Here is a 14,356-nt window from a genome sequence, read left to right as displayed (position 1 = left end):
ACGATGAGTCGGCTGCGCAGGATCAAAACAGCAGTAAATGAGGGGTTGGTTGCGACAAATGTCAGCTGCGCCTTGCCTTGGCCACTGCACTGTATATACTGCCAGTGTGCTGTATAAAAAGACAGGTGCCAATTCTATGAAACCCCTTACCCCCCGCCAGGCCGAAGTGCTGGAGCTGATCAAGGTGAACATGAGCGAGACCGGTATGCCGCCGACTCGTGCCGAGATTGCCCAGAAGCTTGGTTTCAAGTCGGCCAATGCGGCCGAAGAACATCTGAAGGCCCTGGCCAAAAAAGGGGTCATCGAGATCATGCCGGGCACGTCCCGCGGCATTCGCCTGTTGCTCGAAGAGGAAGAGGTGCTGGAAGAGAGCGGCCTGCCGCTCATCGGCAAGGTTGCCGCCGGTGAACCTATCCTGGCTCAGGAGCATATCGAGAGCCACTATCAGGTTGATCCCGCCCTGTTCCACCCGCGCGCTGATTTTCTGCTGCGGGTGCAGGGGATGAGCATGAAGAACATCGGCATTCTGGATGGCGATCTGCTGGCGGTGCACAAGACCCAGGAGGTGCGCAACGGTCAGGTGGTGGTCGCCCGTCTCGATGAGGATGTCACCGTCAAGCGCTTCCAGCGCAAGGGCAGTCAGGTATGGCTGTTGCCGGAAAATGAAGAGCTCTCCCCCATCGAGGTGGACCTCTCCTGCCAGCAGCTCACCATCGAAGGACTGGCTGTCGGGGTGATCCGCAACGCCGACTGGATGTAATCATCCCCGCCAACTGCGTTTGCCACACGGCCTCCTTCGGGAGGCCGTGCTGTTTCTGGCACACTTTCCCTGTCATATCAAACAGATCATCGGCGGCGGCATTTTTGTCCTGCGCGACCGGCTACCAATCATCCATTTCAGATATATGCTCAGATCAGTGCCCTGTCGCCGAGACAGGGCTTGGCACCTCCCTCTGACCATCGCAATGCGCCGGTACGGAAGGGCCGGTAACAACGAGAATCGGGCAGTACACCTTCACGGGATATGAAGGGGGAGTGGGGAGATCCCGAGCCTTGTCGGGCAAAGGGGACCACTCGTAATGGTTGCAGATAGTCGTGACGGGCCTGTTCCCAGTTCAGGCCGACGAAGCAACATGACCTGTCGGTCAAGGAGGACTGGTATGGCATCAAGATCGCCATGGGATTCAGAGGCTGGGGCTGCGCCAGCGGAATCGTCAATCACCCGTTTTGTCAAAGGTAGCCGGATGACCTGGTTTTACGGTCTCTGGCTGCACCATCGTGGTTCGCACTGGACGCTCTGGCTGGGATGCCCGAAAGAGAAGGTGGTGCGTCTGGTGCTGCTGTTCAAACGGGGTCACGGTGATCGCCAGGGGGAAGAGGGCTGGCTGGCCCCCGTGATTCCCATCGGCGTGCGGGCCATCGGCAAGATGTTGCAGCAGGGGCGTAACGCTCGCCCCTGAGCAGAAGAGACCAACAAATCCATCCATAACCGGCACCCGAGGGGGCCGGTTTTTTTATGGCCGCAACTGGCGATTAATTATGCCAAATGGTCGACTCCTGACAGGGCGTTGCACAAGGTTGAACCACCTTGGCGGCTCGCTGGGGTACAATGCCCCCTCTTGTCCGGTCACTGCTGGCCATCTGCCTCGAACTGAAAGGGTCTCTTGTTATGATGAAGCTCCGCTATCCCCTGCTCTTTCTGCTGCTGACAGCCTGCCTGATCCTGGTGTTCTACGCCACGCAGCCAGAGCAGCCGGAACAGGCCGATTATTATCCGGCGGGGCGGGACATCAATGATTTCGCCTTTACCGATGCGGACAACCAGCCGTTCACTCCTGCCAACCTGAAGGGGCACTGGACCTTCCTGTTTGTCGGCTACACCTTCTGCCCCGATATCTGCCCCACCACCCTGGCAGATATGCGTTCCGTCTATGACCAACTGAAGAAGATGGCGCCCGACAGTCAGGTGGTGTTTATCTCGGCGGATCCCCAGCGTGATGATATTCCACGTCTCAAGACCTATACCGCCTTCTTCAATCCCGAGTTCAAGGCGGCCACTGCTCCCCACGACAAGCTGTTCCCGTTCGTGCGCAATCTGGGGCTGATCTACTCCATCGCCAATCAGGGGGAGAAGGATTACCTGATCGATCACTCCGCCTCCATCGTGCTCATCAATCCCAAGGGCAAGCTGCAGGCGGTATTCCGCCCGCAGGTGGCGCCGGGTCAGGTGCCCCGGGTGCAGATGGCCACCATGCTCTCTGACTTCGCCCGCATCCTGAAGCTGGCAGGCCACTGAGCGTGACCCCAGCTGTTGCCCCCTGGTGGCGAGATCCCTCTCGCCACCGCGCTGTGTTTGCGCTCGCCCTGCCCATGGTTTTCTCCAATATCACCACCCCCTTGCTGGGGCTGGTGGACACCTGGGTGATCGGTCATCTCGGTCAGGCCTGGTTTCTGGGGGGCGTTTCGGTCGGTGCAACCCTGATCAACCTCATTTTCTGGCTGCTCGGCTTCTTGCGGATGTCGACCACCGGCCTGACGGCGCAGGCGCACGGCGCCGCTGATGGTCGTGCCCAGCTCGATACCCTGCTGCGGGCGCTGGGGCTGGCCATTGCTCTCGGCCTGACGCTGCTGCTGTTGCTCTTCCCGCTGTTGCCACGGCTGATCGCCCTGAGTGGCGGCTCGCCCGAGGTGCAGCTCTATGCGGGCCAATATGTGGCGGTGCGGATCTGGAGCGCCCCGGCGGCGCTCTGCAATCTGGTGATCATGGGCTGGCTGCTGGGGATGCAGGATGCCCGCAGCCCCATGGTGATGCTGATCCTCACCAATCTGGTCAATATGGCGCTCGACGCCCTGTTTGTGCTCGGGCTCGGCTGGCAGGTGCGGGGTGTGGCGGCGGCCTCGGTCATAGCGGACTACTGTGCGCTGGCAGTCGGCATCTGGCTGGTACGCCGTCAGCTGTGGCAACTGGCGCCGACGGTGTGGCTGGATGGCTGGCAGCGCTGGCGACAGCTCGCGCCCATGGTGCGGCTGCTCGGTCTCAACCGCGATATCTTCCTGCGCTCCCTCTGTTTGCAGCTCTGCTTCGCCTTCATGACTCTGCAAGGGGCACGACTGGGGGATGTGGCGGTGGCCGCCAATGCGGTGCTGCTCAACTTCCTGATGCTCATCTCCTACGGGCTCGATGGTTTTGCCTATGCGGTGGAGGCCATGGTAGGACGAGCCACCGGTCAGCGGGATCGGCAGAAACTGCGGGAGGCCATCGTGCTCAATCTGGGCTGGGCCGCCCTCATCGCCAGTGGTTTTACCCTGGTGTTTGCCCTCTTTGGTGCCCACCTTATCGGCTATATCACCGACATTCCGGCCGTGGTGGCGGAGGCACATCGTCAGCTTCCCTGGCTGATCGCCATGCCCTTGCTGGCGGTCTGGTGCTTCCTGCTGGATGGCGTGTTCATCGGGGCGACCCGGGCGCGGGAGATGCGCAACAGCATGTTGATGGCCGCCTTTGGCGGCTTCTTCCCGATCTGGTGGCTCTGTCAGTCGTGGGGCGTGGCCGCGTTATGGGCGGCGATGGCGGCGCTGATGGTGGGGCGCGGCCTGTCGCTGGGGGTCACTTGCTGGCGGCTGGAGCGCAGCGGGCATCTGCTCGACGCCCGCCACTGATCATCGGTGGCGCTTACATGGCACCGTCGTAGCCGAGCTGGCGCCAGCTCTCGTAGACAAAGACAGACACCGCGTTGGAGAGGTTCATGCTGCGGCTCTGGGGCACCATAGGGATGCGTAGCCGCTGCTCGAATGGCAGACTCTCGATGATCTCGATGGGCAGGCCGCGACTCTCCGGGCCAAACAGCAGGGCGTCGCCAAGGGCATATTGTGCTGCCGAGTGCGCGGTGCGGCCCTTGGTGGTGCAGGCAAACACCCGCTTGGGCGCCACGGCAGCCAGAAAAGCCTCATAGCTCGGCCAGCGCTTCACCTCGGCAAACTCGTGATAGTCGAGTCCCGCCCGCTTTACCCGCTTGTCATCCCACTCAAATCCCAGCGGCTCGATCAGATGGAGCCGGTAACCGGTATTGGCGCAGAGCCGGATGATATTGCCGGTGTTGGGCGGAATTTCCGGTTGGTAGAGGACGATATCGAGCATGACGAGCTCCTGCAAAGAGATGTAAAGCCAAGAAGGGGCGCCAGCATACCCAGCGCCCGTCCGGATGAAAAGGATCAGGCGATGGGCAAGCGGATGGTGATGGTTAGCCCGGTCGGGTGATTGTTGCTGGCCGCAATGGTGCCGCCGTGGCGCTGGATCGCCTCCGAGGCGATGGCCAGCCCCAGCCCGGTGCCGCCAGTTTTGGCGTTGCGGGCGTCATCGACCCGGAAGAAGGGTTGGAACAGCAGCGCCTGTTGCTCGTCAGGCACGCCGGGGCCGTCATCTCGAATGGTCATCACCCACTCCTGCCCCTCTCGATACCAGTCCACCTTGATGAACTCGCGGGCATATTTGAGGGCGTTGCGCAGGGGGTTCTCCACCGCCCGGGCCAACAGCTCTGGCCACATCTGGATCGACTCTGCGGGCAGCGGCGGCAGTCTGAGTTGTTTGCCGCTCTGATTCGCTTCGAACATGGCATCTTCGAGGATGGGTTCCAGCAGGTCGGCCAGCGGGTGCACCACCGGTGCCTCCACATGCTGCTGCACCCGCGACAGATCCAGCAGATCGCCGATCAGCTTGTCCAGCCGTCCGATCTCCGATTCGATCCGCGCCAGCTCGGCGCTGTCACCCTGCTTGCGGCGGATCAGCGCCTGCGCCAGTTGCATCCGGGTGAGGGGGCTGCGCAGCTCGTGGGAGATATCGGAAAGCAGCTGTTTCTGCTTCTGGATCATGCTCTTGAGTGTCTCCACCATGCGGCTGACGTTATCCGCCAGCTGGCCGATCTCGTCGCCCCGTCCCAGGTTGGGGATCTGTACCTCCAGATTGCCGGCCGCCAGTTGGGAGACCGATTTCTGCAACTGCAGGATGGGGCGGGTCAGCCGCCAGGCGAGCAGCAGGCAGAGCGGGGTGCTGACCAGCATCGAGATGCCCAGAATGCGGATCGGGTGATCCAGCACCTGTATGAACAGGAACAGGTAGGGGTTCTCGGCATTGAGGCCGAAATAGACGTGATAGCGATGGCCGTGGTGCTCCATCAGGAAGGGGCCGGCGATCGCCTTGCGATCCTCGTTGCCCAGCATGGGATTGGCCGGGTCGTCAGCATCCACCATAAAGCGCACCACGAACTTGCGCGGATGGGTGGTGGACTGGATCTGCCCCTTCTCGTCGCGCAGGTAGACGTTGTCCACCGGCAGCATGGCGATCTTGTCCATCGCCTTGGCCAGATCGAAATCCTGATCCGGCTCGGCGGCGTTGAGCAGAGCCTGCACGTTGTTCTGCATCCGCGCGACTTCGTGGGTCGGCAGCGGGATCTGGTTGCGGGGATCCAGGGTCGGCAGGCTGATCACGGCGGCCAGCATCACCAGCAGCATGAACCAGAGGAAGATGTGGGTCGAGATCCCGTTGAGGGAGTTGATGCGCTCTATTCTTGCTCTAGCCACAGGTAACCGCGCCCCCGTACGGTTTTGAAGCGGGGCTGGCCATCGGTGCGGTCCGGCAGCTTCTTGCGCAGGTTGCTCAGGTGCATGTCGATGGCCCGATCGAAGGGTTCCAGCTTCTTGCCCAGCACCTGTTCGGAGAGGTGGCTCTTGCTGACGATCTGGCCGGGATTGCGCAGCAGGCACTCCAGCAGGCCAAACTCGGTGGCGGTCAGCTCCAGCAGTTGTTCGCCGCAGCGGGCCTGCTGCAGGCCGGGTTGCAGCACGATATCCATGAAGTGCACTTCGTCGGAGGAGTTGCCGCGCTGGGGCGGGGCGCTCTGGGTACGGCGCAGGATGGCGCGTACCCGGGCCAGCAGCTCCCTGTCATCGAATGGCTTGGCCAGATAGTCGTCGGCACCCGCTTCCAGACCGTTGACCCGATCCTGGCTGTCGCCGCGGGCGGTCAGCATCAGCACCGGGGTGTCGTGGGTCTTGCGCAGCTTGGTCAGCATGGCAAAGCCGTTGAGCTTGGGCATCATCACGTCCAGCAGCACCAGATCGAAGCTTTGCTCCGCCAGCCGTTGCAGCCCCTCTTCACCATCCTCGGCGACCGTGACCTGAAATCCCTCCAGGGTCAGAATTTCGGTGAGCAGTTGGGTCAATTCAAGATCGTCGTCGACCAGGAGTATTCTGTTCATCTGGTGTTATTCCGCAGATTTTCGCGCCAAACTGACGCCGGGGTCAGGGTATAATAAGTTTTTCATCGCCAGAGGAAAGCCGGTTTTGAGCCATCAACAATATTCCCGTTGGGTGACCTTTGCCAGCATAGCGGCGGTCACCACCGCTACCCTGCTGATCATCGGCAAACTGATCGCCTGGCTGATGACCGACTCGTCGACCCTGCTGGCATCGCTCACCGACTCCTTCATGGATGTGAGTGCCTCCATCATCAACTTGCTGGCCATTCGCTATGCGCTTGCCCCCGCTGATGACGAACACCGTTTCGGTCACGGCAAGGCGGAGTCGCTGGCGGGCCTCATCCAGTCGGCCTTTATCTCCGGCTCCGCCCTGCTGCTGGTGATGCACGGAATTTCATCCCTGCTCAATCAGGCGCCTATTTTGCGGCTGGAGGCGGGTCTCTGGGTCAGCGGTGGCTCCATCGTGCTGACCCTGCTGCTGGTCAGCTTCCAGAGCTTTGTCATTCGCAAGACCAACAGTGTGGCCATCAAGGCCGACATGCTGCACTACCGTTCCGATCTGCTGCTCAATGCCGGTGTCTTGCTGGCGCTGGTGCTGGCGGGGCAGGGGTGGTACTGGGCCGATGGCCTGTTTGCCATCCTGATCGGGCTATTCCTGCTGTGGGGGGCGGGACACATCGGCTACGAGTCGGTGCAGGCCCTGCTCGATCGTCAGTTGCCAGCGGAAGAACAAGCGAGAATAATGGCGCTCTGCTGTGCCGTAGAAGGTGTACACGGCGTACATGACCTGCGCACCCGTCAATCCGGGCCGACCCGATTCGTACAGTTGCATCTTGAACTGGATGATCAGATCCCCCTGGTCAAGGCCCATCAGATCGCCGATGAAGCCGAACTGGCGGTACGCCAGGCATTCGAGCGGATGGATGTCATCATCCACATGGACCCCATCTCGGTGCTGACAAAAGAACAACAGAGCCCTCACCCAGAACAACAGTAGGCTGCAACATGGATGAACTGGTTGCCAAAACCTGGCACAAAATTCAGCAAGAAGCACAGTGCATGGCGGCCCAGGAGCCGATGCTGGCCAGCTTCTTCCACTCCACCATTCTCAATCACAAGAATCTGCGTTCGGCCCTCAGCTTCCAGCTGGCCAACAAACTCGACAGCGCCACCATGCCCGCCATCGCCCTGCGCGAGGTGATCGAGCTGGCCCTGCGCAGCGAGCCCGAGCTGCTGACGGTAGTGGCGGCCGACATCTGCGCCGTGCAGGAGCGCGATCCTGCGGTCGATCTCTTCTCCACCCCGCTGCTCTATCTCAAGGGGTTCCATGCCCTGCAGGGGTACCGGGTCGCCAACTGGCTGTGGCGTCAGGGGCGCCGCTCGCTGGCCCTTTATCTGCAAAACCAGATCTCGGTGGTGTTCGGGGTGGATGTGCATCCGGCCGCCCGTATCGGCAAGGGGATCATGTTTGACCATGCCACCGGCATAGTGGTGGGCGAGACAGCGGTGATTGAAGATGATGTCTCCATCCTGCAGAGCGTGACCCTCGGCGGTACCGGCAAGGAGAGCGGCGATCGCCATCCCAAGATCCGCGAAGGGGTGATGATAGGGGCGGGCGCCAAGGTGCTCGGCAATATCGAAGTGGGCGTGGGTGCCAAAATTGGCGCGGGCAGCGTGGTGATCAACCCGGTGCCGCCTCATACCACGGTCGCTGGCGTACCCGCCAAGATCGTCGGCCGTCCGGAGTGCGACAAGCCTTCACTGGATATGGATCAGTGTCTCTGATCTCCCGGCCGGAGTAGTCGATGGCCAAACGCTGGTCGGGTTATCTGATTTTGGGGATGTGGCTGCTCAACCTGCTGCATCTCTATCTGGGGCTCTCCCCCTGGCCTGCGGCCATTGCGGCCTGGGGGGCGTCACTGCTCACCTGGCCCTGGCTGGTGGGGGCTGCCAAGCGGCAGGCGCTGGCCCTTTATGGCGCGGCGCTGTTGCTGCTCTTCTTCTCTTGGTGGCGGGGAGCGACCCTCACCGCCGGTGACTGGCTGCTGCCCAACATCAATATGCTCACCATGTTTGCCGCGGTGAGCACCCTCAACCTCGCCACCTCCGGCTTGCTAACCGGCACCACCTCCTGGACCGGGCGTAAAGGTCTGTGGAGCACCATGGCCAGCCTCAATCTGCTGGGGGCGGTCATCAACCTCTCGGTGCTATTTATCATCGGCGATCGGCTGGAGCGCAATGGCTCCCTGGAGCGGCGTCAGGTGATGGTGCTGAGCCGGATTTTCTGTGCCGCCGCCTTCTGGTCACCTTTCTTTGTCGCCATGGCGGTGGCGCTCACCTATGCGCCGGGCTTGCAGCTCTCCCATATTTTGCCGTTCGGGATCCTTGCCGCCTTGTTGGCGATGGGGCTGACCGCCTGGCAGGTGGAGCGGATCGGGGTGGCTGACTTTGCCGGTTATCCGCTGCGGCTGCAGACGCTGGGGTTGCCGGTCACCTTGGCGCTGCTGGTACTGCTCATCAAGCAGATTTGGCCCCAGCTCGGCATTCTGGCGGTGATCGCGCTGGTGGCCCCGCTGCTGGCGCTGCTCTTTATGCCGAGGGTTGGGCGCAAGGCGGCCCTCAAGCGGCAGGTGGTGGAGCGTTTCCCCGCCATCGGCGGTCAGCTGGTGCTGTTTCTGGGGGCCGGTTTGCTGGCGGCAGGCATCAACAGTGCGCTGTCGGTCATCGATTTCGGTGCCGGTCACGGCCTGCCGCTGTTCAACCACTTTGGCTGGCTTGAGGCATCCGTCACCCTGCTATTGATCCTGCTGGTGGCCATCGTCGGGGTGCATCCGCTCATCAGTATCTCCGGGCTGGCGCCACTGCTCTGGCCGCTGGCGCCGGATCCCAGCCTGCTCGGCATGTGTTTCCTGCTGGGATGGGGGCTTGCCACCGGCACCAGTCCGCTCTCCGGCTCCAATCTGGCGCTGGCCTCCCGCTACAACCTCAGTGCCGGGCTGATTCTGCGCTGGAACCTGCTTTATGGCCTGCTGATGTATGTTGTCGCCTGTCTGTTGCTGGGGGCTTATATCGCCTTGCATGGATAACGGCGGCGCCGTCAGGAGGGGGCAAATGATGCGCGGGTGGCGAGGCCTTTTACGCACGGTTCAGTGTGTTGTCGCGGCTCGGGCGCAGGATGCGAGAAAAATAGACGCATATTTAGACAATACATCTATGGAAGGCGCATTTTACAGCGCACTGGCTTGTTTGTGCCGATGCGCTCGGGGTATGCTGGCTTCACGCGCTTGAATCGCCCTCTGTGGGGCATCGCAATTGAACAAACAGGTATGCATATGTCACTAGAAGTCCTTGAGCAACTCGAATCCAAAGTACAATCCGCCGTCGACAACATCTCCCTGCTGAAGATGGAGCTGGACGAGCTGAAAGAGCAGAACAGCAAGCTGCAAGACGAGAACCATCAGCTGCGCAACGAGCACACTGCATGGCAGGAGCGTCTGCGTGCCCTGCTGGGCAAAATGGATCAGATGGGCGAAACCATCTAATTCATCGCCTTCAGGCAGAATTGAAAACGGGCCGCTCCATGCGCGGCCCGTCTGTTTTTGGCGGGATGGGAATTACAGCGCCAGCAGTTGCTTGACTGTCTTCTCGATGCCGTTTGCCGCTTCGACTATGTTGTTGGCCAGCATGTAGGCGGGGGTGGAGATCACCTTGCGCTCCTGATCCACCACGAATTCGTTGACCGGGCAGTTGAGATGGCTGCCCCCCATCGCCTCGATGGCGTTGGCGGTACCCTCGTCATGGCCGATGGTCGCCAGCGTCCCGGCACCATAGATCAGCGGGATCATGGCGGGTGCGATGCAGATATAGGCGGCCGGTTTGTTGGCGTTGGCAAAGCTCTGGCACGCTTTCAGCACATCGGGCTGGATCTGGCACTCAGCTCCTTTGATAGCGAAGTCGCACAGGTTTTTGGCCGCGCCAAAGCCGCCGGGCACCAGCAGCGCGTCGTAATCGGCCGCATCCAGCTCGGCCACATCCTTTATCTGGCCACGACAGATGCGGGCCGCTTCGACCAGCACATTGCGGCTCTCTCCCTCGCTCACTTCACCGGTCAGGTGGTTGATGACATGGAGCTGCGCCACGTTCGGGGCGAAGCACTGGACGGCGGCTCCCTGACGGGCCAACGCCAGCAGGCTGATGACGGCCTCGTGGATTTCGGCCCCGTCAAAGACACCGCAGCCACTCAAAATCACGGCCACTTTTTTCATGGCAAACTCCTCGTTGTTGAAAATGTGAGCCAGGATGGATTGTTGTACTTTTGTATGGTTATCGCTCGCCCTCCGCTGGTCAAGTCATCTTGCTGTGCTAGGATTGTTTCGTTTTGGATCCTGCCGTACCTACTCCCTTAAATCTTTTTCCACATTGATCGAGATCATTCTAACTGTCTTGCGATCGGTTTTTACGATCTCAACATATTGTTTTTAATGGCTTTTTATATTCTTATGCACAGTTTTATCACTGTGCGCTCTGATGCGTCCCATTTTTGAACACAGAGTTATCCACAGACTGAGTCCCTTAATCAGGCGCTGTGTGCTGTTGCTGCGCCCCTTGGTGTGAGGGGGGCCCTGTGGCATCCTAGCGGCTGTTTATCTCTGGCAGGACGATTTCATGGCCCCTAGCAATCCCCTTATTCTGGTCGACGGCTCCTCTTATCTTTACCGCGCCTTCTTCGCCTCCCAGCAGGCCGATCTGCGCACATCGACCGGTTTGCCGAGCGGCGCCGTCCGTGTCATGGCCAACATGATGCGCAGCCTGCGCAAGCAATATCCTGACTGTCATGTGGCCGTGGTGTTTGATGCCAAGGGCAAGACCTTCCGCGACGACATCTATCCCGAGTACAAGGCGACCCGCGCCAGCATGCCGGACGATCTGCGCAGCCAGGTTGCGCCTATCCACCAGATGATCAAGGCGATGGGTTTCCCCTTCCTGATGGTGGAGGGGGTGGAGGCTGACGACGTGATCGGCACCCTGGCCCGCCAGGCGACCGAGAAGCAGCTGCCGGTACTGATCAGCACAGGTGACAAGGATATGGCACAGCTGGTCTCCGACCATGTCACCCTGATCGACACCATGAAAGATGTGAAGACCGATAGGGAAGGGGTGATCGAGAAGTTTGGCGTACCGCCCGAGCTCATCATCGACTATCTGGCTCTGATGGGGGACAAGGTCGACAACATTCCCGGCATGACCGGCGTCGGTGAAAAGACTGCACTGGCCCTGTTGCAGGGGATTGGCAGCATCGACGAGATTGCCGCCAACCTCGACAAGGTAGCTGCGCTCGGCTTCCGTGGCTCCAAGGCGTTCGCCGACAAGTTCCGCGAGCAGGAGGAGCAGGTTCGCCTCTCCTATCGACTGGCGACCATCAAGACCGATGTCGAGCTGGAACAGAGTCTGGAAGAGCTGTTGCTCAAGCCGGTCGACAAGGAGTCCCTGCTGGCGGTCTATCGCGAATACGAGCTGCGCAACCTGATCAAGGAGCTGGAATCCGGTGGTGAAGAGGGCAGCGAGAGCGCCGGACAAGACGAGGCTGGCGATGAGAGCGCCGCTCCGGTTGCCGCCATCGAAACCGACTACCGCTGCATTCTGGACGAAGCCGAGTTTGACGGCTGGCTGGAACAGCTGAAAGCGGCACCGTTGTTTGCCTTCGATACCGAAACCACCAGTCTCGACTATATGGAGGCGCGGATCGTCGGTGTCTCCTTCGCGGTTGAGCCGGGCAAGGCTGCTTATGTGCCGTTTGGCCACGACTATCTGGGGGCACCGGTACAGCTGAGCGAGGCCGTGGTACTGGGCAAGCTCAAACCGCTGCTGGAAGACCCGACCCGTCTCAAGGTGGGGCAGAACCTCAAGTACGACCGCAACGTGCTGCTCAATCACGGTATCGAGCTGCAGGGTATCGCCTACGACACCATGCTCGAGTCCTACGTGCTCAACTCCACCGCCAGCCGTCACGACATGGATTCACTGGCCCGCAGGTATCTGAACGCCGAGACCATCTCGTTCGAAGAGATCGCCGGCAAGGGGGTCAAGCAGCTCACCTTCAACCAGATCGAGCTGGAGCAGGCGGCTCCTTACGCGGCGGAAGATGCCGACATCACCCTGCGTCTGCATCAGGCGCTGTGGGGCAAGCTCTCTGCCGAGCCGGGTCTCGCCAAGGTGTTCAGCGAGATCGAACTGCCGCTGCTGCCGGTGCTGGCGCGGATGGAGCGGCTCGGTACCACCATCGAACCCAAGCTGCTGCATCAGCAGAGTCAGGAGATCGAAGTGCGTCTGGCAGAGCTGGAGAAACAGGCTCACGAGCTGGCAGGGCAGGAGTTCAATCTCTCCTCGCCCAAGCAGCTGGGGGAGATCCTCTTCACCAAGCTGGGGCTGCCGATCATCAAAAAGACCCCCAAGGGTGCCCCATCCACTGCGGAAGAGGTACTGGCCGAGCTGGCGGAGACCTATGAGCTGCCGCAACTGCTGATGGAGCACCGTGGGCTGGCCAAGCTCAAGTCCACCTACACCGACAAGCTGCCGCTGATGATCAAGCCGCAGACCGGGCGGGTGCACACCTCCTATCATCAGGCGGTGGCGGCGACCGGCCGGCTCTCCTCCACCGATCCCAACTTGCAGAACATCCCGGTACGCAACGAACAGGGGCGCCGCATCCGGCAGGCCTTCATCCCGTGCGCCGGTTACAAGCTGGTGGCGGCGGACTACTCCCAGATCGAGCTGCGCATCATGGCGCACCTCTCCGGCGACAAGGGTCTGCTGACCGCTTTCGCCGAAGGCAAGGACATCCACAAGGCGACCGCCGCCGAGGTGTTCGGGGTGGCGCTCGAGGCGGTGACCAGCGACATGCGCCGCAGTGCCAAGGCGATCAACTTCGGCCTCATCTACGGCATGAGTGCCTTCGGTCTGGCCAAGCAGCTGGGGATCGGTCGTGCCGAAGCGCAGAAGTACATGGATCTCTACTTCGAGCGCTACCCGGGCGTGCTGGAGTATATGGAGCGCACCCGTCAGCAGGCGGAAGCCCAGGGGTATGTCGAGACCCTGTTTGGTCGTCGCCTCTATCTGCCGGATATCAAGTCCCGCAACGCCGGTCTGCGCAAGGCAGCCGAACGGGCCGCCATCAACGCGCCCATGCAGGGTACGGCTGCCGACATCATCAAGCGCGCCATGATCAACGTAGATGGTTGGATCCGCGGAATCGAAGATGAGTCGATCCGCATGCTGATGCAGGTACACGATGAACTGGTGTTCGAGATCCGCGAAGAGAAGCTGGAGGAGTACATCGCCATCATCAAGGAGAAGATGGCTGCCGCAGCTGCACTGGATGTGCCGCTGGTGGTGGAGGCGGGCACCGGCGACAACTGGGATCAGGCCCATTGATCTCATGTCTGTCGTCATCGACATCTATATAGCTATATAAGACGCAAAGCCCGGCATCATGCCGGGCTTCTTGTTTATGGTGGCGGGGTGTCAGGCTTCTTGCAGATACTCGTCCTTGAGCAGCACATAATTGTCGGCCGAGGTTTTGAGGAAGGCGACCTCGGCCGGCTTGAGTGGGCGAGCCTGTTTGACGGGATTACCTATATATAGAAAGCCTGACTCGAGTCGCTTGCCCGGCGGCACCAGACTGCCGGCTCCGATCATCACATCATCTTCGACCACGACGCCATCAAGCAGAATGGCACCCATACCGACCAATACCCGGTTGCCGATGGTGCAGCCGTGCAGCATCGCCTTATGGCCGACTGTGACATCTTCACCGATCAGCAGTGGATAGCCGGCCGGATTGCTGGCGCTCTTGCGGGTCAGGTGCAGCACCGTGCCGTCCTGAATATTGCTGCGGGCGCCGATACGGATATGGTTCACATCCCCCCGTGCCGCCACCATGGGCCAGATGCTGGCATCGTCAGCCAGCTCGATATCGCCCACCAATGTCGCGCAGGGGTCAACATATACCCGCTTGCCCAGTTGTGGGCGTTTTCCTTTGTAGGGTCTCAGTCGCAAGTCCATCTTGGCCTCCATGTTTTCGGCCATTCTAACAACCTGAAGGC

At 60.9% G+C, this 14,356-nt stretch carries 14 protein-coding genes; 9 read left to right on the top strand and 5 right to left on the bottom strand.

What is annotated here, in order from left to right:
• Positions 1–136: 136 nt before the first annotated feature.
• The 4 genes from lexA to dinF all read left to right on the top strand — a co-directional run bounded on the left by lexA (position 137) and on the right by dinF (position 3,660).
• A complete protein-coding gene (lexA, locus tag ACW5XC_RS18675; protein WP_005339540.1) occupies positions 137–760 on the top strand; it encodes a transcriptional repressor LexA in 624 nt (207 codons plus the stop codon).
• A 484-nt stretch (positions 761–1,244) separates the two neighbouring features.
• Positions 1,245–1,460, top strand: coding sequence for a hypothetical protein (locus ACW5XC_RS18670; RefSeq protein WP_019446524.1), 216 nt, complete (start codon positions 1,245–1,247; stop codon positions 1,458–1,460).
• A 209-nt stretch (positions 1,461–1,669) separates the two neighbouring features.
• Positions 1,670–2,296 (top strand): SCO family protein, encoded by a 627-nt coding sequence (locus ACW5XC_RS18665; protein ID WP_005339543.1) that lies wholly within the window; start codon positions 1,670–1,672, stop codon positions 2,294–2,296.
• A gap of 2 nt (positions 2,297–2,298) precedes the next feature.
• Entirely contained in the window at positions 2,299–3,660 is a 1,362-nt protein-coding gene (dinF, locus tag ACW5XC_RS18660) for an MATE family efflux transporter DinF (RefSeq protein WP_042054797.1), read from the top strand.
• A gap of 13 nt (positions 3,661–3,673) precedes the next feature.
• Here the strand turns inward: dinF and trmL are convergent, their stop codons facing one another.
• The 3 genes from trmL to ACW5XC_RS18645 all read right to left on the bottom strand — a co-directional run bounded on the left by trmL (position 3,674) and on the right by ACW5XC_RS18645 (position 6,254).
• Positions 3,674–4,138, bottom strand: a complete 465-nt coding sequence (trmL, locus tag ACW5XC_RS18655; RefSeq protein ID WP_005339545.1) for a tRNA (uridine(34)/cytosine(34)/5-carboxymethylaminomethyluridine(34)-2'-O)-methyltransferase TrmL — start codon at positions 4,136–4,138, stop codon at positions 3,674–3,676.
• Positions 4,139–4,212: 74 nt separating this feature from the next.
• Positions 4,213–5,577, bottom strand: a complete 1,365-nt coding sequence (locus ACW5XC_RS18650; RefSeq protein WP_080771403.1) for an ATP-binding protein — start codon at positions 5,575–5,577, stop codon at positions 4,213–4,215.
• On the bottom strand, positions 5,559–6,254 hold the full coding sequence (locus ACW5XC_RS18645; protein WP_005339549.1) for a response regulator: 696 nt from the start codon (positions 6,252–6,254) through the stop codon (positions 5,559–5,561). Before ACW5XC_RS18645 ends, ACW5XC_RS18650 begins: the two co-directional genes overlap by 19 nt.
• Positions 6,255–6,339: 85 nt before the next feature.
• Here ACW5XC_RS18645 and fieF point away from each other — a divergent pair, with 85 nt between their 5' ends.
• The 4 genes from fieF (at position 6,340) to ACW5XC_RS18625 (ending at position 9,796) form a co-directional block, all read left to right on the top strand.
• Positions 6,340–7,251, top strand: a complete 912-nt coding sequence (gene fieF / locus ACW5XC_RS18640; RefSeq protein ID WP_005339551.1) for a cation efflux pump FieF — start codon at positions 6,340–6,342, stop codon at positions 7,249–7,251.
• A gap of 8 nt (positions 7,252–7,259) precedes the next feature.
• Positions 7,260–8,039, top strand: coding sequence for a serine O-acetyltransferase (cysE, locus tag ACW5XC_RS18635; RefSeq protein WP_019446522.1), 780 nt, complete (start codon positions 7,260–7,262; stop codon positions 8,037–8,039).
• Positions 8,040–8,059: 20 nt separating this feature from the next.
• On the top strand, positions 8,060–9,340 hold the full coding sequence (locus tag ACW5XC_RS18630) for a hypothetical protein (RefSeq protein WP_042054799.1): 1,281 nt from the start codon (positions 8,060–8,062) through the stop codon (positions 9,338–9,340).
• Between the two features lie 246 nt (positions 9,341–9,586).
• Complete coding sequence (locus ACW5XC_RS18625; RefSeq protein ID WP_005339554.1) at positions 9,587–9,796, top strand: cell division protein ZapB; 210 nt, start codon at positions 9,587–9,589, stop codon at positions 9,794–9,796.
• A 72-nt stretch (positions 9,797–9,868) separates the two neighbouring features.
• Here the strand turns inward: ACW5XC_RS18625 and elbB are convergent, their stop codons facing one another.
• Complete coding sequence (gene elbB, locus ACW5XC_RS18620; protein WP_042054801.1) at positions 9,869–10,519, bottom strand: isoprenoid biosynthesis glyoxalase ElbB; 651 nt, start codon at positions 10,517–10,519, stop codon at positions 9,869–9,871.
• Positions 10,520–10,919: 400 nt separating this feature from the next.
• Here elbB and polA point away from each other — a divergent pair, with 400 nt between their 5' ends.
• Entirely contained in the window at positions 10,920–13,685 is a 2,766-nt protein-coding gene (gene polA / locus ACW5XC_RS18615) for a DNA polymerase I (protein WP_042054803.1), read from the top strand.
• Positions 13,686–13,775: 90 nt separating this feature from the next.
• Here polA and ACW5XC_RS18610 read toward each other — a convergent pair whose 3' ends face one another.
• A complete protein-coding gene (locus ACW5XC_RS18610; RefSeq protein WP_202012698.1) occupies positions 13,776–14,315 on the bottom strand; it encodes a gamma carbonic anhydrase family protein in 540 nt (179 codons plus the stop codon).
• Positions 14,316–14,356: the final 41 nt, after the last annotated feature.

The organism is Aeromonas sp. 25-AL00135, assembly GCF_054052385.1.
The sequence above is the reverse complement of the archived record's forward strand: the minus strand, read 5'-3'. Positions and strand labels throughout refer to the sequence as shown.

Coding starts and splice junctions, on each gene's coding strand:
- lexA (WP_005339540.1), top strand. CDS start 137: ATGAAACCCCTTACCCCCCGCCAGGCCGAAGTGCTGGAGCTGATCAAG.
- ACW5XC_RS18670 (WP_019446524.1), top strand. CDS start 1,245: ATGACCTGGTTTTACGGTCTCTGGCTGCACCATCGTGGTTCGCACTGG.
- ACW5XC_RS18665 (WP_005339543.1), top strand. CDS start 1,670: ATGATGAAGCTCCGCTATCCCCTGCTCTTTCTGCTGCTGACAGCCTGC.
- trmL (WP_005339545.1), bottom strand. CDS start 4,138: ATGCTCGATATCGTCCTCTACCAACCGGAAATTCCGCCCAACACCGGC.
- ACW5XC_RS18645 (WP_005339549.1), bottom strand. CDS start 6,254: ATGAACAGAATACTCCTGGTCGACGACGATCTTGAATTGACCCAACTG.
- cysE (WP_019446522.1), top strand. CDS start 7,260: ATGGATGAACTGGTTGCCAAAACCTGGCACAAAATTCAGCAAGAAGCA.
- ACW5XC_RS18630 (WP_042054799.1), top strand. CDS start 8,060: ATGGCCAAACGCTGGTCGGGTTATCTGATTTTGGGGATGTGGCTGCTC.
- ACW5XC_RS18625 (WP_005339554.1), top strand. CDS start 9,587: ATGTCACTAGAAGTCCTTGAGCAACTCGAATCCAAAGTACAATCCGCC.
- elbB (WP_042054801.1), bottom strand. CDS start 10,519: ATGAAAAAAGTGGCCGTGATTTTGAGTGGCTGCGGTGTCTTTGACGGG.
- polA (WP_042054803.1), top strand. CDS start 10,920: ATGGCCCCTAGCAATCCCCTTATTCTGGTCGACGGCTCCTCTTATCTT.
- ACW5XC_RS18610 (WP_202012698.1), bottom strand. CDS start 14,315: ATGGACTTGCGACTGAGACCCTACAAAGGAAAACGCCCACAACTGGGC.